This is a genomic window from Rhodococcus sp. PSBB066 (assembly GCF_017068255.1).
In the GTDB taxonomy this organism is placed as follows: domain Bacteria; phylum Actinomycetota; class Actinomycetes; order Mycobacteriales; family Mycobacteriaceae; genus Rhodococcus; species Rhodococcus aetherivorans.
Genome location: NZ_CP070859.1, coordinates 3075351 through 3097247 on the forward strand (window position 1 = coordinate 3075351; position 21897 = coordinate 3097247).

Annotated in this window: 23 protein-coding genes and 1 riboswitch; of the genes, 15 read left to right on the top strand and 8 right to left on the bottom strand. The window is 70.5% G+C overall.

The features are described 5' to 3' along the window. The first annotated feature begins 124 nt into the window (after nucleotides 1-124). Nucleotides 125-721 (top strand): dihydrofolate reductase family protein, encoded by a 597-nt coding sequence (locus JYA75_RS13985; protein ID WP_006945830.1) that lies wholly within the window; start codon nucleotides 125-127, stop codon nucleotides 719-721. A gap of 10 nt (nucleotides 722-731) precedes the next feature. Here JYA75_RS13985 and JYA75_RS13990 read toward each other — a convergent pair whose 3' ends face one another. Continuing rightward, on the bottom strand, nucleotides 732-1439 hold the full coding sequence (locus JYA75_RS13990; RefSeq protein ID WP_050036395.1) for a ScbR family autoregulator-binding transcription factor: 708 nt from the start codon (nucleotides 1437-1439) through the stop codon (nucleotides 732-734). A gap of 391 nt (nucleotides 1440-1830) precedes the next feature. Here JYA75_RS13990 and JYA75_RS13995 point away from each other — a divergent pair, with 391 nt between their 5' ends. The 7 genes from JYA75_RS13995 to JYA75_RS14025 all read left to right on the top strand — a co-directional run bounded on the left by JYA75_RS13995 (nucleotide 1831) and on the right by JYA75_RS14025 (nucleotide 9507). After that, a complete protein-coding gene (locus JYA75_RS13995; RefSeq protein WP_029544759.1) occupies nucleotides 1831-2253 on the top strand; it encodes a metalloregulator ArsR/SmtB family transcription factor in 423 nt (140 codons plus the stop codon). Next, nucleotides 2250-3299 carry a cation diffusion facilitator family transporter gene (locus JYA75_RS14000; protein ID WP_203330116.1) on the top strand — a complete coding sequence of 350 codons (1050 nt, stop codon included), beginning with the start codon at nucleotides 2250-2252 and terminating at the stop codon, nucleotides 3297-3299. The genes JYA75_RS13995 and JYA75_RS14000 overlap by 4 nt, the downstream gene beginning before the upstream one ends. A 265-nt stretch (nucleotides 3300-3564) precedes the next feature. Next, nucleotides 3565-4143, top strand: coding sequence for a carboxymuconolactone decarboxylase family protein (locus JYA75_RS14005; RefSeq protein WP_029544755.1), 579 nt, complete (start codon nucleotides 3565-3567; stop codon nucleotides 4141-4143). After that, nucleotides 4140-5003, top strand: coding sequence for an RNA polymerase sigma-70 factor (locus JYA75_RS14010; protein ID WP_029544753.1), 864 nt, complete (start codon nucleotides 4140-4142; stop codon nucleotides 5001-5003). Before JYA75_RS14005 ends, JYA75_RS14010 begins: the two co-directional genes overlap by 4 nt. Nucleotides 5004-5082: 79 nt before the next feature. After that, on the top strand, nucleotides 5083-8343 hold the full coding sequence (locus JYA75_RS14015) for an error-prone DNA polymerase (protein WP_203330117.1): 3261 nt from the start codon (nucleotides 5083-5085) through the stop codon (nucleotides 8341-8343). 11 nt (nucleotides 8344-8354) lie between these two features. Continuing rightward, nucleotides 8355-9206 carry a DUF4349 domain-containing protein gene (locus JYA75_RS14020; RefSeq protein WP_006945844.1) on the top strand — a complete coding sequence of 284 codons (852 nt, stop codon included), beginning with the start codon at nucleotides 8355-8357 and terminating at the stop codon, nucleotides 9204-9206. Beyond that, nucleotides 9199-9507, top strand: coding sequence for a rhodanese-like domain-containing protein (locus JYA75_RS14025; protein ID WP_006945846.1), 309 nt, complete (start codon nucleotides 9199-9201; stop codon nucleotides 9505-9507). The genes JYA75_RS14020 and JYA75_RS14025 overlap by 8 nt, the downstream gene beginning before the upstream one ends. Nucleotides 9508-9529: 22 nt before the next feature. Here JYA75_RS14025 and JYA75_RS14030 read toward each other — a convergent pair whose 3' ends face one another. Beyond that, nucleotides 9530-10576: a DICT sensory domain-containing protein gene (locus JYA75_RS14030; RefSeq protein WP_050035503.1), complete on the bottom strand. Its 1047-nt coding sequence runs from the start codon at nucleotides 10574-10576 to the stop codon at nucleotides 9530-9532. A 10-nt stretch (nucleotides 10577-10586) separates the two neighbouring features. Further along, nucleotides 10587-10787 (bottom strand): hypothetical protein, encoded by a 201-nt coding sequence (locus tag JYA75_RS14035; RefSeq protein ID WP_029544747.1) that lies wholly within the window; start codon nucleotides 10785-10787, stop codon nucleotides 10587-10589. A gap of 225 nt (nucleotides 10788-11012) precedes the next feature. Here JYA75_RS14035 and JYA75_RS14040 point away from each other — a divergent pair, with 225 nt between their 5' ends. Then, nucleotides 11013-11567: a sigma factor gene (locus tag JYA75_RS14040; RefSeq protein ID WP_050035502.1), complete on the top strand. Its 555-nt coding sequence runs from the start codon at nucleotides 11013-11015 to the stop codon at nucleotides 11565-11567. Nucleotides 11568-11571: 4 nt separating this feature from the next. Here the strand turns inward: JYA75_RS14040 and idi are convergent, their stop codons facing one another. Further along, nucleotides 11572-12093: an isopentenyl-diphosphate Delta-isomerase gene (gene idi, locus JYA75_RS14045; RefSeq protein ID WP_044476485.1), complete on the bottom strand. Its 522-nt coding sequence runs from the start codon at nucleotides 12091-12093 to the stop codon at nucleotides 11572-11574. A 125-nt stretch (nucleotides 12094-12218) separates the two neighbouring features. After that, entirely contained in the window at nucleotides 12219-12683 is a 465-nt protein-coding gene (locus JYA75_RS14050; RefSeq protein ID WP_050035501.1) for a tRNA (cytidine(34)-2'-O)-methyltransferase, read from the bottom strand. 175 nt (nucleotides 12684-12858) lie between these two features. Between JYA75_RS14050 and JYA75_RS14055 the strand changes: the two genes are divergently transcribed. Together JYA75_RS14055 and JYA75_RS14060 are read left to right on the top strand one after the other, a co-directional pair. Then, nucleotides 12859-13713 (top strand): bifunctional methylenetetrahydrofolate dehydrogenase/methenyltetrahydrofolate cyclohydrolase, encoded by an 855-nt coding sequence (locus JYA75_RS14055; protein ID WP_185113681.1) that lies wholly within the window; start codon nucleotides 12859-12861, stop codon nucleotides 13711-13713. A 4-nt stretch (nucleotides 13714-13717) separates the two neighbouring features. Further along, entirely contained in the window at nucleotides 13718-14020 is a 303-nt protein-coding gene (locus tag JYA75_RS14060) for a DUF3017 domain-containing protein (protein WP_050035499.1), read from the top strand. A 36-nt stretch (nucleotides 14021-14056) separates the two neighbouring features. Here JYA75_RS14060 and JYA75_RS14065 read toward each other — a convergent pair whose 3' ends face one another. Together JYA75_RS14065 and JYA75_RS14070 are read right to left on the bottom strand one after the other, a co-directional pair. Further along, the gene (locus JYA75_RS14065; RefSeq protein ID WP_029544736.1) at nucleotides 14057-15184 is read right to left on the bottom strand and encodes a homoserine O-acetyltransferase; all 1128 of its coding nucleotides are present in this window, start codon (nucleotides 15182-15184) and stop codon (nucleotides 14057-14059) included. Then, nucleotides 15181-16506 carry a bifunctional o-acetylhomoserine/o-acetylserine sulfhydrylase gene (locus JYA75_RS14070; RefSeq protein WP_203330118.1) on the bottom strand — a complete coding sequence of 442 codons (1326 nt, stop codon included), beginning with the start codon at nucleotides 16504-16506 and terminating at the stop codon, nucleotides 15181-15183. Before JYA75_RS14070 ends, JYA75_RS14065 begins: the two co-directional genes overlap by 4 nt. A gap of 85 nt (nucleotides 16507-16591) precedes the next feature. After that, nucleotides 16592-16707: riboswitch (SAM riboswitch) on the bottom strand. A gap of 266 nt (nucleotides 16708-16973) precedes the next feature. Here JYA75_RS14070 and JYA75_RS14075 point away from each other — a divergent pair. The 4 genes from JYA75_RS14075 (at nucleotide 16974) to yhjD (ending at nucleotide 21318) form a co-directional block, all read left to right on the top strand. Then, entirely contained in the window at nucleotides 16974-18191 is a 1218-nt protein-coding gene (locus tag JYA75_RS14075) for an NADP-dependent isocitrate dehydrogenase (protein ID WP_006939696.1), read from the top strand. An 85-nt stretch (nucleotides 18192-18276) separates the two neighbouring features. Further along, nucleotides 18277-19080 (top strand): exodeoxyribonuclease III, encoded by an 804-nt coding sequence (locus tag JYA75_RS14080; protein ID WP_029544732.1) that lies wholly within the window; start codon nucleotides 18277-18279, stop codon nucleotides 19078-19080. Nucleotides 19081-19152: 72 nt separating this feature from the next. Beyond that, nucleotides 19153-20193 (top strand): tryptophan--tRNA ligase, encoded by a 1041-nt coding sequence (trpS, locus tag JYA75_RS14085; protein ID WP_161995785.1) that lies wholly within the window; start codon nucleotides 19153-19155, stop codon nucleotides 20191-20193. A gap of 60 nt (nucleotides 20194-20253) precedes the next feature. Then, the gene (gene yhjD, locus JYA75_RS14090) at nucleotides 20254-21318 is read left to right on the top strand and encodes an inner membrane protein YhjD (protein WP_203330119.1); all 1065 of its coding nucleotides are present in this window, start codon (nucleotides 20254-20256) and stop codon (nucleotides 21316-21318) included. Here yhjD and JYA75_RS14095 read toward each other — a convergent pair. Beyond that, on the bottom strand, nucleotides 21263-21859 hold the full coding sequence (locus JYA75_RS14095; protein WP_161995070.1) for a TetR/AcrR family transcriptional regulator: 597 nt from the start codon (nucleotides 21857-21859) through the stop codon (nucleotides 21263-21265). The two genes, yhjD and JYA75_RS14095, sit on opposite strands and share 56 nt — an antisense overlap. Between the last annotated feature and the right edge of the window lie 38 nt (nucleotides 21860-21897).

The window sequence follows — 21897 nt, forward strand, 5'->3', positions numbered from 1 at the left end:
TCGTCGCGAGTTCCTCCCGGTTCGAGGCCGAAGGTGCGCACGAGGGACGGGAGAGGCGATGATTTCGGGGTGACGCGATGGTCTGTATCGCTGTACACCCCGTCGAGGAACAGGAGCGAGTCCCGTGCGCATCGTGGTCAGTGAGTTCATGAGCTTGGACGGCGTCGTGCAGGCGCCGGGTGGACCGGAGGAGGACACCGACGGGGGCTTCGCCCACGGCGGCTGGTCGTTCCCGTTCTTCGACGAGGAGGTGATGGGGGCGGCCATCGACGAGGCGATGGGCCGTACCGGGGCCCTGCTGTTCGGGCGGCGCACGTGGCAGACGATGGCCGCGGCGTGGCCCGAGCGGGCGGGCGACCCGTTCGCGGATCGGATGAACGCCGTCCCGAAGTACGTCGTGTCCCGGACGTTGCGGGACGCGGATCTGACGTGGAACAACACCACGCTGATCCCCGGCGACGAGGTCGTCGCAGCCGTGCGGAAGCTGCACGAGACCGACGGCGGCGACCTGATGGTCATGGGAAGCCCCACTCTCGTCCGGACCCTGCTCCACGAAGGGCTGGTCGACGAGCTGCGGCTCATGATCGAGCCGGTGATCCTCGGCGGCGGAAAGACGATCTTCCCGGGCGACGGTGTGCAGCGCACGCTCGCGCTGGTCTCCACGGTCACCAGCGGGACGGGCGTGCACGTCTGCACCTACCGCCCCGTCGCCGACGGGTAGGAGAAAAGCGTCAGCGTGCTGTGCGGATCACCGGGATCCGGTCGTGCCGGTCGGCACGGACGATGCCGGGCAGCAACAGCTCCCACATCTGGTCGAGGCGGACCTCGAGGTCCGCGCGGCCGGCGAGGACCATCGACAGGAGATACACCCCGGCGACGGCGGAGACGAGGAACCGGGCGTGCGCTGTCGGGTTCAGTCGGGTGCTCAGCTCGCCTTCGGCTGCGGCGCGTCGGAACAGGCTCTCGAACACTGTGATCCAGCCTCGGTACGCCTCGGGATCGGCGCGTTCGTATTCGCCGGTCAGCCGCAATCCGGCCTGGACGATCAGGTCCTCGGTGAACAACCGGCCCAGCGCATGGGTGAGCGCGACCAGCTGCTCGAGCGCCGGGGCGTCGGTGTGCAGGACCGCGCCGATCGTGGCGAGGGTGCGCTGTTCCTGTTCGGTGATCAACGCCTGGACCAAGGCGTCCTTGGTGGGGAAGTGGAAGGTCAGTGCGCCCTTGGTCACTTCGGCCGAGGCTGCGGCCTCTGCCAGGGCCGTGCCGTGGATGCCGTTGTCGGCGAACAACTGCGCGGCGGCGAGGAGGATCTGTTGTCGTGTCCGGATCGCGCGCTGCTGGGCCGGGCGCCCGGCAGGGGAAGCCGCGGCCGGCTCGTTCGCGTCGGCCGGGGCCGCTGCCGATTCGACGGTCGGTGCACCGACGGAGTCCCGGGGCATCACCACTCCTCGCTTCGTTGTCCGCCCCCACAGCGTGCGTGACCTAGGTGCGGACGGGGGTGTTCCGTTCGGGCCGGCCCCCCGAGCCTGCCCGAACGGAACCTCACCCTCCGCTCCCTGCGGTGCAACCAGAGGCCCGTCCGTGCCGCGGCGCACGCCACGTCCCGGAGGTCTGTCCCTGGAGGCGCTCTCAGCGTACCATCGAAAAACCAATCGTCCGGTTTCGTTAGTGCATCTGCGTCGGTGGGCGGTCGACCTCGTGATCGGCGCCCTCGGTGCTGGTCGGTCTCGATCTGTCGGCGCCCGTTGATGTCCGCTTGTGCAGGGTAGTTGTCAAGAGGCGTCTTGCGCTTCCGTGGAGTCCATCACCCGTATTGGATATTATCTGCGTATGAATGCAGATAATGATTCATGTCGGCGGCGGTTGCCGAGCGATCAGGTCGATCTCGTGGTCGAGGTCTTCCGTATGCTGGCCGATTCCACTCGAGTCCAGGTGTTGTGGGCGTTGGTGGATCGAGAGTTGTCGGTCAACGACCTTGCCGAGCATGTGGGGAAGCCCGCCCCGTCGGTGTCGCAACATCTGGCGAAGCTGCGGATGGCGCGGCTGGTGCGCACTCGGAAGGAGGGCACCCAGGTGATTTACCGGTTGGAGAACGATCACGTCCGCCAACTGGTGACCGACGCGGTGTTCAATGCCGAGCATGCCGGGCCCGGCGTTCCCGGTCATCACCGCACCGGCGACGATCTGCGGATTCTGCATGCCGAGCGAGGCGTCGATCCCGCACCGGCACGCACGGAAGGTGGCCGAGCATGAGCCACGCGCCGAAACCGCCAACCCACACCCACAGCCACACCCACGGTCGTGGGCATGGGCACGAACGCGGTGGCCGGTGGGGTGCCGCGGTGCGGGAGGTGTTCGCTCCGCACAGCCACGACGCGGCGGACAGTGTCGACGACGCGCTCGAGTCCGGCGAAATCGGTATCCGGGCGGTCAAGATCAGCCTGGTCGCGCTGGTTGTCACCGCGGTCGCGCAGTTGGCTGTCGTCGCCGTCTCCGGGTCGGTCGCGCTGTTCGCGGACACGGTGCACAACTTCTCCGACGCGTTGACGGCGATTCCGCTGTGGATCGCGTTCGCGCTCGGCCGCCGGGCCGCCACCCGTCGCTACACCTACGGGTTCGGGCGGGCCGAGGACCTGGCCGGGCTGTTCGTGGTCGCGATGATCACCCTGTCCGCGGTGGTCGCCGGGGTCGAGGCGGTGCGTCGGCTGATCAACCCCGTCCCGATCCAGCAACTCGGATGGGTCGCCCTGGCCGGGCTCGTCGGATTCGTCGGCAACGAACTCGTCGCGCTCTACCGCATTCGCGTCGGCCGCCGGATCGGCTCCGCCGCTCTGGTCGCCGACGGGCTGCATGCTCGCACCGACGGTTTCACCTCCCTGGCCGTGTTGCTCGGCGCCGGCGGCGTGGCCCTCGGGTTCCCGCTGGCCGACCCGATCGTCGGACTGGTCATCACCGTCGCGATCCTCGTGGTCCTGCGCACCGCGGTGCGGGATGTGTTCCGGCGGTTGATGGACGGGATCGATCCCGAACTCGTCGATGCCGCCGAAAGATCGTTGTCCGAAGAGCCCGGCGTGCGCAGCGTGCGCAGTGTGCGGATGCGGTGGATCGGGCACCGGTTGCATGCCGACGTCGAACTCGACATCGATGCCGACACGAGCCTGGCCGACGCGCACCGGTTGGCGCACGAGGCCGAACACACCCTCACCCATGCGGTGCCGAAACTGTCCACTGCGCTCGTCCACGCCTATCCGGCGCACAACCCCGTCGCCGCCGGCAAGTCCTCACCGCATCGGCGGTGACGGACCACCCAGGGAACAAGCGGTGGGGTTCGGCGGCTTCCTTCGGCGAGTCCTCGACGGCCTGGCGGCCCTGTCCGGCGCGAACCCGGGCGATGAGGTGCTCGATGGTGTCCTCTTCGCGGTGGTTCGATCGGCTTGCCGCCGGCCGCGTGCATATTCGTCCTCCTCGGTTCGGCCGCCCGCGGCAACGATTTCCGGCTCGGATGTCACATTCGATTCGTGGCCGGTGTCTCCATGCCGAGAGCACATAACCGAAGGAGGAATCATGACCAGCAGCACCAGGATCCCGAAGGCGGAGCTGACCGGCATCTACGGCGCGCTCGTCAAGCGGATGTCCCGAAGGATGCTCGGCGACGTGCCCGAGGCGGTGGGGGTGATGTGGCACAACCGGAAAGTGCTGAACTTCAGCTTCGGGGTCGGTCGCCGGATTCAGAAGTGGGACCGGTGTGACGAGAACCTGAAGTCGTTCGCCCACATGGCGGTGGCCAGCCTGGTCGGATGCAGCTTCTGTCTGGACCTCGGCTACTTCCATGCCCACAACAAGGGGCTGGACGTGGCGAAGGCGCGTGAGGTGCCGCGGTGGCGCGAGTCGGATGTCTTCACGCCGCTGGAGCGCGACGTCATGGAGTACGCCGAGGCGATGACGCAGACCCCGCCGACGGTCACCGACGAGTTGTCGGCCCGGCTGCTGGAGGCGCTCGGTCCGGCCGCGATGGTGGAGCTGACCGCGTACATCGCGCTGACGAACTTCATGACCCGCTCCAACACTGCACTCGGCATCGAGTCGCAGGGGTTTTCCGCCGCCTGCAACCTCGCGCCGCTCGCCGTAGCGTCGAAGGCATGACCGACGACCCGTTCGTCGCCCACCGCAACCTGCTCTTCACCGTCGCCTACGAGATGCTCGGCTCTGCTGCCGACGCCGAGGACGTCGTCCAGGAGACGTGGCTGCGGTGGGCCGACGTGGACCGGACGGAGGTGCGGGACGCACGGGCCTATCTGGTCCGGATCGTCACTCGGCTGGCGCTCAACCGGCTGCGGGCACTGGCGCGGCAACGCGAGGAGTACGTCGGGGAATGGCTGCCCGAGCCGCTGCTCACCAGTCCCGATGTGGCCGAGGACGCCGAGCTCGCCGAGAGCGTCTCGATCGCGATGCTCACCGTGCTGGAGACCCTCGGTCCGGTCGAGCGGGCAGTGTTCGTGCTGCGTGAGGTGTTCGATACGCCGTACGACGAGATCGCCGAGGTGGTGGGTAAGACCCCGGCCGCGGTCCGGCAGATCGCGCACCGTGCCCGCCGGCATGTCACGGCGCGGCGGCCGCGGATGCGGGTGGACCCGGCCGAGCAGCTGGCAGTCGTCGAGACGTTCATGACTGCCCTCTCGACGGGGGACATGCAGGCTCTGATGGAGGTGCTCGCCCCGGACGTGGTGGCGATCGCCGACGGCGGCGGGGTGGTGCCGGCTGCCCGGAAGCCGATCGCCGGAGCCGAGAAACTGGCGGCGTTGCTGATCCGCTTGGCCAAGGCCCCGGGCTTCGTGGCGGCCGGCACCTGGCTCAACGGGATGCCGGGCGCACGATTCGAGGTCGAGGGCGCTGCCGCTGCAGTGAGTCTGGTGGTCGAGGGCGGCCGGATCACCCGCCTCTACGCGATCAACAACCCACACAAACTGGGGCGGCTGGAGACGTCGGCGGAACTGCGGCGGTGACCGTCGTCCGCGGGTGGTCGGCCAGCCAATCGAACATATGTACGATGAGCGCAGGAGGTCGACCCGAAGGCGGTGACGGATGGGGTGGGGGAGTGGCCCGCCGACCTGGTCGGAGCTCGAACGCGTGCTGTCGGGCCGGCCCCGGCGCGACGTGGAGTTCCCCGGTGACGGCAGCGACAGTCCCGCCTGGTCGCGCACCCGGGGGGAGTACGAACCGCGTGTCCGGCCGCCCGACGGGCCTACCGTGCCCTACGCCGAACTGCACGCCCACTCGGCGTTCAGCTTCCTCGACGGCGCTTCCGGCCCCGAGGAATTCGTGGAGGAGGCGGTGCGTCTCGGCCTCGAAGCCGTTGCGCTCACCGATCACGACGGCCTCTACGGCGTCGTGCGCTTCGCCGAGGCCGCCCGCGAGCTGGGGATGCGTACCGTGTTCGGTGCCGAGCTCTCCCTCGATGCCGGATCGGCGGACGAGACGCACCTGCTGGTCCTTGCGCGGGGGCAGGAGGGGTATCGGCGGTTGTCCCGCGAGATTGCCGCCGCGCACCTGGCGGGCGGGGAGAAGGGCAGGCCCCGCTACGACTACGACGCGCTCACCGGTGCGGCCGGCGGGCACTGGCAGATTCTCACCGGCTGCCGCCGCGGACACGTCCGCCGGGCACTCGAGGTCGGGGGGCCCGAGGCGGCGGGGACGGCACTGCGCGACCTCGTCGAGCGCTTCGGCGCCGATCGTGTCACGGTCGAGCTCACTCACCACGGCCTCCCCGAGGACGACGAGCGCAACGCGCTGCTCGCGGAACTTGCCGACAATCAAGGCCTTTCGTGTATCGCCAGCACGGCGGCCCACTACGCCACGCCGCACCGCCGGCGTCTGGCGACGGCCCTGGCCGCCATCCACGACCGGCAGAGTCTCGACGAGGCCGCGGGGCGGCTCCTCCCGACCGGTGGCGCCCACCTGCGTTCCGGCGCCGAGATGGCACGACTGTTCGCCGCCCACCCCGGCGCCGTCCGTCGTGCCGCCGAACTCGCCCGCGACTGTGCCTTCGACCTGCGGCTCATCGCCCCGAACCTGCCCCCGTTCGACGTACCCGAGGGGCACACCGAACTCAGCCGACTGCGCCAACTCGCCCTGAGCGGGGCGCGGCACCGCTACGGCGCCCCCGAGGACAACCCGGCGGCCTACCGGCAGATCGAGCACGAACTCGACGTCATCGGCCGGCTGAACTTCCCCGGCTACTTCCTCGTGGTGCACGACATCGTCACCTTCTGCAAGGACAACGACATCCTCTGCCAGGGGCGAGGTTCGGCCGCCAACTCCGCCGTCTGCTACGCCATCGGCATCACCAACGTCGACCCGGTCCGCAACGAGCTGCTCTTCGAACGATTCCTCTCCCCGGAGCGCGACGGCCCCCCCGACATCGACATCGACATCGAATCCGACCGCCGCGAGGAAGCCATCCAGCACGTCTACGCCAAGTACGGGCGCATGCACGCCGCCCAGGTCGCCAACGTCGTCACCTACCGCGGCAAGTCAGCCGTCCGCGACATGGCGCGGGCCCTCGGCTATGCGCAGGGCCAGCAGGACGCCTGGAGCCGGCAGGTCACCCGGTGGCACGGCGTGGAACAGGAGACCGACACCGACATCCCCCCGCCCGTCCTCGAGCTCGCCGCCCAGGTCGAGGGCCTGCCGCGCCATCTCGGCATCCACTCCGGCGGGATGGTGATCTGCGACCGTCCCGTCGCCGACGTGTGCCCCGTCGAATGGGCCCGCATGGCGGGCCGCACCGTGCTGCAGTGGGACAAGGACGACTGCGCGGCCGCGGGACTGGTCAAGTTCGACCTGCTCGGACTGGGCATGCTCTCCGCGCTGCACTACATGATCGACCTCGTCGCCGAGCACGAGGGGATCACGGTGGATCTCGCTCGTCTCGACCTCGCCGAGGAGGGGGTGTACGAGATGCTGCGCCGTGCCGACGCCGTCGGGGTGTTCCAGGTCGAGTCCCGCGCGCAGATGGCCACCCTCCCGCGCCTGAAGCCGCGCGTCTTCTACGACCTGGTGGTCGAGGTGGCGCTCATCCGGCCCGGTCCCATCCAGGGCGGGTCCGTGCACCCGTACATCCGGCGCCGCAACGGGCTCGAGCCCGTCACCTACGACCACCCCTGCCTCGAGAAGGCCCTGAAACGCACCCTCGGGGTCCCGCTGTTCCAGGAACAGCTGATGCAGATGGCTGTCGACGCCGCCGGGTTCACGGCCGCCGAGGCCGACCGGTTACGGCGCGCGATGGGGGCCAAGCGTTCCACCGCGAAGATGGAACGGCTGCGCGGCCGGCTCTACGACGGCATGCGCGAGCGGCACGGCATCACCGGCGACGTTGCCGACCGCATCTACGAGAAGCTCTATGCCTTCGCAAATTTCGGCTTCCCCGAAAGTCATTCGCAGAGTTTCGCCGCCCTGGTGTTCTATTCCGCATGGTTCAAGCTGCATCATCCGGCGGCGTTCTGCGCGGGCCTGCTGCGCGCGCAGCCGATGGGGTTCTACTCGCCGCAGTCCCTCGTCGCCGACGCCCGCCGTCACGGTGTCGTGGTCCACGGGCCCGACGTGAACGTGGGCCTCGCCCACGCCACCACCGAGAACCGGGGCCGGGAGGTGCGTCTCGGCCTCGGCGCGGTCCGCCACCTCGGTGACGCGCTCGCCGAACGGATCGTCGCCGAGCGCACGGCGCACGGCCCGTACACGTCGTTCCCGGACCTGTCCCGGCGCGTCGAGCTGAGCACCGCCCAGGCCGAGGCCCTCGCCACGGCCGGCGCCCTCGGGTGCTTCGGCATCACCCGCCGGGAGGCGCTGTGGTCGGCGAGCGCCGCAGCGGCGCAGCGGCCCGACCGGCTACCCGGCGTCGGCGCTTCGACGCAGGCCCCCGCGCTGCCCGGCATGAGCGATGTCGAACTGTCCGCCGCGGACGTGTGGGCGACGGGAGTCTCCCCGGACAGCTACCCCACCCAGTTCCTGCGGCCGCAGCTCGACGCGCTCGGCGTCGTGCCGGCGGCGCGGCTGCTGCAGGTCCCCGACGGGGCCCGGGTGCTCGTGGGCGGCGCGGTCACGCACCGGCAGCGTCCCGCGACCGCCGAGGGCGTGACGTTCCTCAATCTCGAGGACGAGACCGGGATGGTGAACGTGGTGTGCTCCGTCGGCTTGTGGGCGCGGTACCGCACGCTCGCGCACACCGCACCGGCGCTGCTCGTGCGCGGGCGGGTGCAGAACGCGGAGGGAGCGGTGACGGTGGTGGCGGACCGGTTGCAGCGCATGGATCTGCGCATCATCGGAAAGTCCCGCGACTTCCGTTAGCATCCTGCGGCATGCGACGCCCCCTGGTGCTCCTGCTCGCCCTGCTCGCGTGGTTCCTGGCCGGATGCGCCGGAGGCGGCGAGGGGCCGGCTGACGGTGGGCCAGGTGACGGGGCGCCGCCGCAGCCCTCCCTGTCCGACGGCACCCGCGAATCCGCGCCCGCGGACGCGCAGGCCACCGCGCGCAAGGAGATCGTCACCGGGCACCTGGTTCTGCGTGCCGACGATCCGATCGCGGCCGGACGACAGGTGGTGACGCTCGTCGAGGCCGCGGGCGGCCGGGTGGATTCGGTCACCGAGCAGCCGGGCGCCGGCAGCATGCTGACCGTCCGGGTGCCGGCGGACCGGCTCACCGGAACGATCGAGGACATCCGCGGTCTCGGCGAGGTGACCAGCCTGACGACCACCCGCGAGGACGTCACGCTCCAGTACACCGATCTCGAGGCGCGGATCGCGGCCCTGCAGTCGTCGGTGGACCGGCTGCGCGCACTGATGGCCTCGGCCGCGAGCACCGCCGACCTCATCGAGGCCGAGAACGCGCTGGCGCAGCGCCAGGGCGAACTCGACGGCCTCGTCGCCCAGCAGCGCTACCTAGCCGACCAGATCGAGCTGTCCACCCTGACCGTGGACATCTCGGCAGAGCGCCGCGCGGACCGGGACAGCTTCTGGGACGGAGTCCTCGCCGGATGGGACGCGTTGCGCTCGGCGCTGGCCGGGTCGGTGGTCGCTTTGGGGGTGGCGCTACCGTGGGTGGGGTTTCTCGCCGTGTGCGCGGCCGTCGTCTACGTGGTAGTCCGGCTCCTCGCACGGCGCGGCAAACCGGAACCAGCCCCGAACCCGGAGAGGAACGACCAGGATGCGTGAGGTCGGCCTGGCCGCATTGGACACCGCGCTCGCCGCCGGTGCACCCGTCATCGACGTCCGTGAGCGCGACGAGTACCTGCAGGTGCGGGTGCCCGGCGTGACGCTCATCCCGCTCAGCGAGTTCGTCGCCCGCGCCGACGAGATCCCGGACGCCGACACCGTCTATGTGATCTGTGCGGTCGGAGGGCGCAGTTCGCAGGCGGCCAGCTATCTCGCCGGACGCGGCATCAACGCCGTGTCGGTGGCCGGCGGCACCGTGGCGTGGCAGCAGTCCGGCCGCGACATCGAAGCCGGGGTCTGACCGGCCGTCGCCCCGGAGGCGGTCACCCGGTCCCGCGCCGAGCGGCGGGGGAGGGGCCGCGTCGCAGGATCGAGCGGGCGCAGCGCACCACGGTCGGACGGTCGTAGGACACGACGTAGTCGAACTCACGGTCCCCGGCGGGATGCCGATGGTGGGTGCTCACCGCGGAGAGCACGCCCGCGAAGTGGGCCCCGAGGACCACGACGTTCCACTCCTCGGCCAGCGGGTCCGCCGGGTCGAGGGGCGTGTGGACGACGCCGGACTCCACACCGGCCTTCATTCCCACTGCATAGGCGCCGGCGTGGGCGACGCCCCCGGCCATGCCCGACCAGCGGGATCGGGTGGAGGCGCAGAAGTGGTCGAGGTGCCGGAACGTGCCGAGCACCAGGGTGTCCGGACCGGCGGTGGCGGCGTGAGCTTCCAGGGTGGCGGTCATCCGGGCCAGCAGATGCTCGGTGCTGCGCACCGGGACGCGGCCGGACGCCACGGTGGCGTAGGGGGTCGGCGTCTCCACGTCGGGTGTGCTCCACGTCGGGCTCGGCGGGAAACGCTCGGCGGGCTCGGCTCGCAGCGCCGGCGGATACAGCCGGCCGAGGCCGTGGGTGGCCCCGAGTTCGAGTGCCCGCCGCCGGTGCCGGAGTGAGTCGACCCCGTCGGCCACCAGGACGGCGCCCGTACGTTCGACGTGCGCGGCCACGGCATGGAGGGTGGGCGCGACGTCGCTGTCCGCCCGCCGGGTCAGCATCCCGGACGCGAGGATCACGATCTCCGGTTCGAGCAGCGCCAGCAGCGCCGAGGCCCGCGGATCGGCCCCCACCTCGTCGACCGCCACGAGCCGCCCGGCGCGGCGGGATTCGGCGGCCGCGCGCATGGCGTGGCCGAGGGCGTCGCGCGCGCCGGAGTCCGGTCCGAGGTGGACGGGGACGAGTACGGAGACGTCGGCGGCCGGAACCGCGCGGTGGGGCGGCCGGCGTCGGGGGAACGGCCCGGACGCGCGTACCAGTGATGCCGCGAGCAGTCCGTCGTCGAGGCGCCGGATCGGTACTTCGACGGCGTCGAGCGTTTCCACCTCGTCGCCGTCAGATCGCGGCGGCGACGACCGCCACCGCACCTGCGACGATGGCCGTGAGGGCGACGGCCAGCAGCGCGGAGCCGGCCACCGCCACGGCGGCGAGCGCACCCACGACCGTGACGCCGCCGGCGAGGATCATGCCTGCGTGCGGGCCGTCGAGCAGCGCCGAGGGGCCCTTCGGGCGGTGGGGGATCCGTGGTGCCGTCATCTCTGTTCTCCGAGTCGTTCGCCCGACAGCCGGTCGGCGAGCGTGTCGCCGGGTGTACCGGAGCGGTGCGAGTCCCGAGCATCCCCGTCGCCGGTGTCGAGCCCGACGCAGGAAGATCACGGAAGCGTAACGACGTATAACGAATTGATACGAAGTCCGATCTTCCTGCAACGCAAGGAAAAACGAACCCGGCGACGGGAGGGTGGGATGTCTACAGTCGTTCGTATGACTGCGACGACGGGCTCGCCGACGCCCCCGAAGCGCGCGCCGGACGCGGGGACCGAGGGGTCCGGCCCGGTCGGGGACGACCGCCTCCGGCCCCTCCTGGTCCGGGTCGCGGGAAAGGACCGTGCCGCCTTCGCGGCGCTCTACGACCTCACCGTCGCACAGGTGCATGGCATCGTCCTCCGAGTCGTGCGCGGCGGCACCGACGCCGAGGACGTCACCCGCGAGGTGTTCGAGCAGGTGTGGCACACGGCCGACCGCTATGCCCCACAGGTCGGATCCCCCCTGGCCTGGCTGTCGGCGCTCGCGCACCGCCGGGCCGCCGACCGGATCCGCTCACGGGCCGGCCGGCCGCACGCCGGGGTCCCGGCCGCGGCCGAGGCGACGCCGCCCGGGTGCGGGCACGGTGAGCCGCTGTATCTCGCCTACTACGAGGGAATGACCTGCGGGCAGATCGCCGATCGCCTCGATCTGCCCGTCGCGACGGTCCGGGCCCGCATCCGGGCCGGTGTGGCCCGGATGCGGGCCACCGCCACGGACGTGCCCGCCGGCTGACGGCCTATCGGGTCAGCGCCGGCAGCACCGCGCCGAGGACATGCGGCATCCAGGGCGCGAACACCTGCGGGGTCTGTTCCACCTCGCGTACCACCTCGGCGAGGGACTGGAACCGCACCTCGGCCACTTCGCTCGGAACGGGACGAGGAGCCGTGGTGACGCGTCCGACGACCACGTGGTCGAACTCGTGCTCCATCAGCGACGAGTCCGGATCGTGGGCGGAGTAGACGACCGAGGCCACCTCCTGCAGGTCCGACGGGCGCACGCCCAGTTCGTCCCAGCTGCGCCGGGCCGCGGCGTCGAGCACGCTCTCGCCCGGCAGCGGATGTCCGCAGCAGCTGTTGGCCCACAGGCCGGCGAAGTGGTACTTGTCCAGGCTTCTGCGCTGCAGCAGCACGTTGTCGTCGGCATCGAGCAGGAATGCCGAGAATGCGCGATGCAGCGGGGCCGGGGGGCGGTGCGCCGCCACCTTCTCGGCCGTCCCGACTTCCCGACCGTCGCGGTCGACCAGCACGACTAGAGTCACGACGTCTCACCTCCCCGTTCCACGTTCCCACAGTTGCGGCGTTTCCCCACGACGAGGCTCCGCACGCGGCGTCGGTGGGCATTCGGAGCGGCCACCGGAGTGGATGGGTTCGCTGCCGGACCGGCTCAGACCGCGCCCGCGAAGCCGTGCTGGCGCCACGCCTCGTACGTGACCACCGCCGCCGCGTTCGACAGGTTCAGCGAGCGCCGGCCCGGCAGCATCGGAATCCGCACCGTGGCGGTGACGTGCGGGTCGGCGAGCACCTCGTCGGACAGTCCGGTCGGTTCCGGCCCGAAGAGGAACACGTCACCGGGCCGGTACTCGAGCGCGGCGTACGACACGCTCGCGTGCGCGGTGAACGCGTATACCCGCTCCGGCCGCAGCGCGGCCCAGGCGGCCTCGAGGTTCTTGTGCACGGACACCGACGCCAGATCGTGGTAGTCCAGGCCGGCGCGCCGCAACTTGGGTTCGGAGAGATCGAATCCGAGCGGCTCCACCAGATGCAGCTCGCATCCGGTCCCGGCGACCATGCGGATCGCATTGCCTGTGTTGGGCGGGATACACGGCTCGTGGAACATCACTCGGAACACCGATCCAGCTTGCCAGTCGGTGTCTCCGGGTCGTTCGCCGGCAGCCGCTCCCGGGTCGGACCGTCGTGCGCGGCCGTCCGGCCGAGTCGCCGACGCGGCGTGCCCGGCCCGGGGCGGGACCGGCTGTGGTGAGGCTGTCTCCGCCCCGGCTGGACGACCTGAGACAATGGCGGTCGTGACTGCGACGATCCTGGACGGCAAAGCGACCCGCGACGAGATTTTCGAGGACCTGAAGGCCCGCGTGGCCGCGCTGAAGGCGAAGGGCATCACCCCCGGCCTCGGCACCGTTCTCGTCGGCGACGACCCGGGATCCGCGGCGTATGTGCGCGGCAAGCACAACGACTGCGCCAAGGTCGGCATCACCTCCATCCGCCGCGACCTGCCCGCCGCCACGACGCAGGAGGAGCTCGAGGCGGTCATCGACGAGCTGAACGCCGACCCCGCCTGCACCGGCTACATCGTGCAGCTGCCGCTCCCGAAGCACCTCGACGAGAACGCCGCGCTCGAGCGGATCGACCCCGACAAGGACGCCGACGGGCTGCACCCGATCAACCTCGGGCGCCTCGTCCTCGGCAAGGAGGCGGCGCTGCCGTGCACCCCGCGCGGCATCGTGCACCTGCTGCGCCGCTACGAGGTTCCGATCGCGGGCGCCCACGTGGCCGTCGTGGGCCGCGGCGTCACCGTCGGCCGGCCGATCGGGCTGCTGCTCACCCGGCGCAGCGAGAACGCCACCGTGACCCTCTGCCACACCGGCACGAAGGATCTCGCCGCGGAGGTGCGGCGCGCGGACATCGTCGTCGCCGCCGCCGGTGTGCCGGGACTGATCACCGCCGACATGGTCAAGCCGGGTGCGGCGGTCCTGGACGTGGGTGTGAGCCGGACGCCGGAGGGCCTGCGCGGCGACGTCGCCGACGACGTCCGAGAGGTCGCCGGGTTCCTCTCGCCCAATCCCGGCGGTGTCGGCCCCCTGACCCGTGCGTTCCTGCTGGCGAACGTGGTCGAGCGAGCCGAACAGCTCGCCGGCCGCTGACCCGGTGGTGCAACTGGCCGGCGCGCAGCGCTGGGTGCGTCTGGCCCGGCGGAATCTGCCGCTGCTGGCGGTGACGGTCGTCATCGCCGCGGCGGTGATCCTCGTCGTGGCGGATCGGTGGCGCCGCGGTGCGTTCGTCTTCGGCAGCGCCACCCTGCTCGCCGGCCTGCTGCGCCTGTGGGTGCCCGAGGACCTGGTCGGCGTGCTCGCCGTGCGCAGCCGGACCTTCGACGTGTCCGCGCTCCTCGTGGTGGGCGGTCTCATCATCGCCCTGGCGGTCTCGATCGATCCTCTCGGCACCGGCTGAACCGCCGGGCCTCGGCGGCCCGGCGGCACGCGGTTCTCAGCCCCGCGCGAGGGTGACGAGCTCGGACAGGAGCTTGGCGACGGCGTCGGCCTCTGTGAGGAAGCCGTCGTGACCGTCCCGGGACTCGAGGACACGCAGCCCGTCGCAGCCGGGCAGCCCGTCGGCGATCTCCTGCTGCAGCCGCAGCGGGTACAGGCGGTCGGAGTCCACGCCGGCGACGATCGTCGGCACCGGGGTGGATCCGAGCGCGGCGGCCACGCCGCCCCGGCCGTGCCCGACGTCGTGCCGGTTCATCGCCTGGGTGAGCGCCACGTAGGTACCGGGATCGAAGCGGGCGACGAGCTTGTCGGCCTGGTGCTCCAGGTAGCTCTGCACCGCGTATCGGCCACCGTTCCAAGGGTTTTCACTCCCCTGGGGGGAGTTGGCGAAGCGGGTGTCGAGCTCGCCCTCGGTCCGGTACGTCAGGTGCGCGATCCGCCGTGCGATGCCCAGTCCGGCCCGCGGCACCCGTCCGGTTCCGTAGTAGTCCCCGCCTTGCCAGTCCGGGTCGGCGGTGATTGCGGCGATCTGCGTGGTCTGGGTGCCGATCTGGTCGGCGGTGGCGCGGGCGCCCACCGCCAGGACCAGGGCCGCCCGCACCCGTTCCGGATATCCGACGATCCATTCGAGCGTCCGCATGCCGCCCATGGACCCTCCGGTCACGGCGGCGAACCTGTCGATGCCGAGCGCGTCGGCGAGGGCGACCTCGGCGGCGACCTGGTCGCGCACCGTGATGCCGGGGAACCGGGAGCCCCACGCCTTGCCGTCCGGGGCGGTCGAACCGGGCCCGGTGGTGCCGCGGCAGCCGCCCAGCACGTTCGTCGCCACGACGCACCACCGGTCGGTGTCGATCGGCGCACCGGGACCGACCATCCCGGACCACCAGCCCGGCGACGGGTGCTCGGGCCCGGCGGGGCCGGTCACGTGCGAGTCCCCGGTGAGGGCGTGTTCGACGAGGACGACGTTGTCGCGGGTCGGCGACAGCCTGCCCCACCGTTGCACCGCCACCGTCACGTCGGGCAGGGTCGCGCCGCTCTCCAGCGCCAGCGGCCCGATGTCGACCGTGCCCAGACGGCCGTCCTCCGGCGGCAGCTCCACGTGGCGCCGGTCGACGCGCGCCGTCAAGACGCGACCGCCTCGAGGCCGGTGGTGATGTCGGCGAGGATGTCGTCGATGCCTTCGATGCCCACGGCGAGGCGGACCTGGCCGGGGGTGACGCCGGCGGCGAGTTGCTCGGTGGCGGTGAGCTGGGAGTGGGTGGTGGAGGCGGGGTGGATGACCAGCGAGCGGACGTCGCCGATGTTGGCGACGTGGCTGTGCAGGGTCAGTGCGTCGACGAACTTCTTGCCGGCGTCGACGCCGCCGGCGAGTTCGAAGGTGACGATGGCGCCGGTGCCGCGGGGGGCGAGCTGCCGGCCGCGCCGGTACCAGGGGGAGGAGGGCAGGCCGGCGTAGGACACCGCGGTGACCTCGGGGCGGGTGGTGAGGAATTCGGCGACGCGGGCGGCGTTGGCGACGTGCCGTTCCATGCGCAGCGACAGGGTTTCCAGGCCCTGGGCGATGAGGAAGGCGTTGAACGGGGACACCGCGGAGCCGAGGTCGCGCAGCAGTTGCACGCGGGCCTTGAGGGCGTAGGCGGGGGCGCCGAGGTCGGCGTAGACCACGCCGTGGTAGCTGGGGTCGGGGGTGACGAACTGGGGGTGCCGCGCGGTGCCGTCGGGGCCGGTGGCGGTCCAGTCGAAGGTGCCGCCGTCGACGAGGACGCCGGCGATGGCGGTGCCGTGGCCGCCGAGGTATTTGGTGGCCGAGTGCACGACGATGTCGGCGCCGTGCTCGAGGGGGCGGATCAGGTAGGGGGTGGCGACGGTGTTGTCGACGATCAGCGGCAGGTGGTGCTCGTGGGCCACCCCGGAGATGCCCGGCAGGTCGAGGAGGTGGTTCTTGGGGTTGGCGATGGTTTCGCCGTAGAAGGCGCGGGTGGTGGGGCGGATCGCGGCGCGCCACTGGTCGAGGTCGTCGGGGTCGTCGACGAAGGTGACCTCGATGCCGAGTCGGGGCAGGGTGTAGTGGAACAGGTTGTAGGTGCCGCCGTAGAGGTAGGGGCTGGAGACGAGGTGGTCGCCGGCGGCGGCGAGGTTGAGCACGGCGAAGGTTTCGGCGGCCTGGCCGGAGGACAGCAGCAGGGCGGCGGCGCCGCCTTCGAGGGCGGCGATGCGTTGTTCGACCGCGTCCTGGGTGGGGTTCATGATGCGGGTGTAGATGTTGCCCGGTTCGGTGAGGCCGAACAGGGCGGCGGCGTGGTCGGTGCTGTCGAAGGTGTAGCTGGTGGTCTGGTAGATCGGCAGGGCGCGGGCGCGGGTGTCGCCGCCGCCGGGCTGGCCCACGTGGATCTGCTTGGTCTCGAAGCTCCAGCCGTCTTCGCGCCGGGTGTTCTCGCTGTCGGTCATGATGTCCTTCTGGCCGTGGTCGGGAGGTCGGGGCGGCTAGGGGCGACAGCTCATGATCACAACCCTCATGACGAATACCTCCATCGGACCGGCTTGTCGTGCGGCGTGGCGCCGGACGACCGGGTCATCACCCGGAGCACCCCACCCTGGCCGGAGGGTTGCCGACCAGCAAGCCGGGGCTTCACGCTGGTACTCATGACCTGGCGCGAGTCTAGCGGCTCGAACGGATGCTTCGGTAGGCGACCCATACCTCCCGGCGGGAGGCGCCTGAGCAGGCGAAAGTTACCCGCCGGTAGCCCGGGGCCCGCTTGGCGGACCGGGTCGATAGCAGTACGCTCGTCTTGTTTGGATCGTGTTCCGCACGTGTGAGCACGCCATAAATGGTTCATTGAGCCGACCACGATCGCACCCACAAAGTGCGATCGACTTGGGACCAGGGACACTTCCTAGGAGGACGCGAAGCGCACATGTCCAAGATCAAGGTTGAAGGAACGGTCGTCGAACTCGACGGCGACGAGATGACCCGCATCATCTGGCAGTTCATCAAAGACAAGCTGATCCATCCCTACCTGGATGTGAATCTCGAGTACTACGACCTCGGCATCGAGCACCGCGATGCAACCGACGACCAGGTCACCGTCGACGCAGCCAACGCCATCAAGAAGCACGGCGTCGGCGTCAAGTGCGCCACAATCACTCCCGACGAGGCCCGGGTCGAGGAGTTCGGCCTGAAGAAGATGTGGCGCTCGCCCAACGGCACGATCCGTAACATCCTGGGCGGCACCATCTTCCGTGCCCCGATCATCATCTCCAACGTGCCCCGCCTGGTGCCCGGCTGGACCAAGCCGGTCATCGTCGGCCGTCACGCCTTCGGTGACCAGTACCGCGCCACCGACTTCAAGGTCGACCGCCCGGGCACCGTCACCATCACCTTCACGCCGGAGGACGGCAGTGAGCCGATCCAGCACGAGGTGTGCCATATCCCCGAGGACGGCGGCGTCGTCATGGGGATGTACAACTACAAGAAGTCCATCCAGGACTTCGCGCGGGCCTCGCTGTCCTACGGTCTGCAGCAGAACTACCCGGTCTACCTCTCCACCAAGAACACGATCCTCAAGGCCTACGACGGCATGTTCAAGGACGAGTTCCAGCGGATCTTCGAGGAAGAGTTCAAGGCCGAGTTCGATGCCGCGGGCCTGACCTACGAGCACCGCCTCATCGACGACATGGTCGCCTCCTCGCTCAAGTGGGAGGGTGGCTACGTCTGGGCCTGCAAGAACTACGACGGCGACGTCCAGTCCGACACCGTCGCGCAGGGCTACGGCTCGCTGGGCCTGATGACGTCCGTGCTCATGACCCCGGACGGCAGGACCGTCGAGGCCGAGGCCGCGCACGGAACCGTCACCCGGCACTTCCGGCAGCATCAGGCGGGCAAGCCGACGTCGACCAACCCGATCGCGTCGATCTTCGCCTGGACCCGTGGCCTCGAGCACCGCGGCAAGCTCGACAACACCCCCGAGGTCATCGACTTCGCGCAGCAGCTCGAGGACGTCGTCATCAAGACCGTCGAAGCGGGACAGATGACCAAGGACCTCGCCCTGCTCATCGGCCCCGAGCAGGCATGGCTGACCACCGAGGAGTTCCTCGCCGCGCTCGACGAGAACCTCCAGAAGGCCCGCGCCTGACGCACGGACCGCACACGACGGGACGCCCCGCACCGGGGCGTCCCGTCGTCGTTTCGGGTCCGGCCCGTCGGCTACCGTGACCGTCGTGCCTCACGTCATCACCACCGTCAACGTCAACGGCGTCCGTGCCGCCGCCGGCAAGGGCCTGCTCGCGTGGCTGGCCACCGCGCAGGCCGACATCGTGTGCCTGCAGGAGGTGCGCGCCACCGAGCAGCAGTTCCACGCGGCGATCGCGCCCGCCCTCGACGCCGGGTGGTACGTGGTGTCCGCCGAATCGGAGGCCAAGGGCCGTGCCGGGGTCGCGATCCTGTCGCGGCGCCCGGCCGACGCCTCGCGCATCGGGTTCGACGAGGACGAGTTCGCGGCCTCCGGCCGGTACGTCGAGGCCGACTTCGGGGACGTGACCGTCGGCAGCCTGTACCTGCCCACCGGCGAGGCCGGCACCCCGAAGCAGGAGGAGAAGGAGCGGTTCATGGCGTCGTTCGCCACGCACCTGAACCACCGCGCCGCCGAGGCCGGGGCCGCGGCCCGGCACATGGTGGTGTGCGGGGACTGGAACATCGCCCACACCGAGCGCGACATCAAGAACTGGAAGGGCAACGTCAAGAAGTCCGGATTCCTGCCGAGCGAGCGCGCATGGCTCGACACGCTGCTCGCCGACGGCCGCTGGGTCGACGTGGTGCGCGCCCTGCACCCGGACGTCGACGGCCCGTACTCGTGGTGGTCCTACCGGGGCAAGGCGTTCGACACCGACGCCGGCTGGCGGATCGACTACCACCTCGTGACGGCGGAACTGGCCGAGCGGGCGAAGGAGGCCCGCGTCGAGCGTGCCGCCACCTATGCCGAGCGGTGGTCGGACCACGCCCCGGTTACCGTGCAGTTCCGCTGATCCGGGCGGATCCGCCGATCGGAGCCGACCTCCCGCGAGCGGCTCTCCGCGCACGTGAAAGTATCGACAACCATGGCGAGCACTGCAGAAGAGAACACCACCGCGCCGACCGCCCGGCCCCGGGTGCTGTCGGGTATCCAGCCGACCTCCGACTCGTTCCACCTCGGAAACTTCCTCGGCGCGCTGCAACAGTGGGTTCCGTTGCAGGACGAGTTCGACGCCTACTACTTCATCCCCGATCTGCACGCGATCACCGTGCCGCAGGATCCGAAGGGGCTGCGCCGGCGCACCCTCCGCGCCGCCGCTCAGCTGCTCGCCGTCGGCATCGACCCGGACCGGTCGGTGCTGTTCGTCCAGAGCCAGGTGCCCGAGCACGCCGAGCTGGCGTGGGTTCTGAGCTGCATCACCGGTTTCGGCGAGGCCGGCCGGATGACGCAGTTCAAGGACAAGTCCGCCAAGGAGGGGACCGAGCACGCCAGCGTGGGCCTGTTCACCTATCCGGTGCTGATGGCGGCGGACATCCTGCTGTACCGCCCGCAGCGTGTGCCGGTGGGGGAGGACCAGCGCCAGCACCTCGAGCTGACCCGTGATCTCGCGCAGCGGTTCAACACCCGGTTCGGCAAGACGTTCGTCGTTCCCGAGCCGCAGATCATCAAGGGCACCGCCAAGATCTACGACCTGCAGAACCCCACTGCGAAGATGAGCAAGTCCGCGGCCACCCCGGCCGGCCTGATCAACCTGCTCGACGATCCGAAGGTGTCGGCGAAGAAGATCAAGTCGGCGGTGACGGACAACGAGCGCGAGATCCGCTTCGACCTCGAGAACAAGCCCGGCGTGAGCAACCTGCTCACCATCCAGGCCGCCCTGTCCGGCCGGCCGGTCGACGAACTCGTCGCCGGCTATGCGGGCAAGGGGTACGGCGACCTCAAGGCCGACACCGCGGAGGTGCTCACCGAGTTCGTCATCCCGTTGCAGGCGAAGGTGGACGAGTACCTCGCCGACGAGGCGGAACTGCTGCGCATCCTGTCGACCGGCGCCGACCAGGCCCGCGAGGTGGCTTCCCGGACACTCGGCCAGGTCTATGACAAGGTGGGATTCCTGCCCCGCAAGTGAGCCGGGGCGTGCGCCGGACGCAGCACACGGGCGGCGGAACGCGGAAGGAGTTGCCCACCGATGGCCGACGATTCCACCGAACCGTCGAAACCGGGGTTTCTCGAGCGGCAGCGCGCGGCGCATCCGGCACTCGACCATCTGGTGCGGGCCGGCCTGCGATACCAGGAGCAGAAGGGCGACTACTACGCCGCGGGGATCACGTATTTCAGTGTGCTGTCCCTGATTCCCATCCTGATGCTGTCGTTCTCGATTGCCGGTTTCGTGCTCGCGGGCCGGCCCGAGACCCTCGAACAGCTGCAGACCGCGATCGCCCAGAACATCCCCGGCGAACTCGGTGCGACGGTGCAGGGCCTGGTGGACTCCGCGATCGCCTCCCGCAGCGCCGTGGGCACCGTCGGTCTGCTCACCGCCGCATACGCAGGGATCGGCTGGATCACCAACCTGCGGGACGCGCTCACGGCGATGTGGGACCATCCGCACGGCAAGACGGGGTTCGTGCGCACCAAGGTCAACGACGTGCTGACCCTCCTCGGCCTCGGCCTCGCCATCGTGGCGTCGCTCGCCCTGTCGGCCGCGAGCAGCGGACCGGTCATGGACTTCTTCGTCGGTCTGCTGCGGCTCGAGAACGTGCCCGGGATCGGCGTCGCACTGACGGTGGCGACGATCGCCATTTCCGTGTGCGCGACGTGGGTACTGTTCACCTGGGTGATCGCCCGGCTGCCCCGGGAACCCGTCACCTTCCGCAGCGCGATGCGCGCCGGTCTGCTCGCCGCCGTGGCGTTCGAGGTCTTCAAGCAGGTCGGTTCGATCTACCTCTCCCGGGTCACCAGCGGCCCCGCCGGGGTGGCGTTCGGCCCGATTCTCGGTGTGCTGGTGTTCGCGAACCTGACCGCCCGGATGGTGTTGTTCGCCACGGCGTGGGCGGCATCGTCCAAGGAGAATCTGGTCATGGCTCACGTGCCGCCCCCGGAGCCGGCACGGATCACGCCGCGCGTGGAGGTGCACGAGGGGCCCGGGCTGCGGGGCGGTCTGGCGCTCGTCGGTGCCGGAGCGCTCGGCGGGGTCCTGCTCAGCGAGCGCTCGCGCGCCATTCGTCGAGCTGCGCGATCGCGGTTTCGGCGGTAGCGACCGCCTCGTCGCGGTCGACGCGGGCGAGGAGCAGGGTGCTCGTCGACAGCGACGTCAGTACCCGCACCCGCCGGGCGAGCGTCTCGTCGTCGGCGGCGGGATCGAGGGCGCGCAGCGCGTGCGCGAACGCGGTCGCCAGCTCGGTGCGGTAGGCGGTGACGACCGCGCGTTGCGTCTCGTCGTGCGCGGCGAGGCCGGCTGCGCTGTTGAGGAGCAGGCAGCCGCGGCGCGGCGAGTCGTCCGGTAGGGCCGCGACGGTGCGGGCCAGCGCCCGGAAGTAGCGCGCCGCCGCATCGGGGGCGGTCGGTTCGTCGGTGAGGACGCGCAGCCGGGGTCCCACGACGCGGTCGAGGTAGTCGCGAACGGCGGCGTCGAACAACCCGCGCTTGCTGGTGAAGGCGTTGTAGAGGCTCGATCGGTTCAGGCCCGTCGCCCGCTCGAGCTCGGGGACGGAGGTGGCCTCGAAACCCTTGTCCCAGAACAAGTCCCGTGCCTGTTCCACGACGTCGGCGGTGTCGAACCCCGGTGGCCGTCCCATGCGCCCTTCCGATCTCCGTTGTGCAATGACCGGTCCAG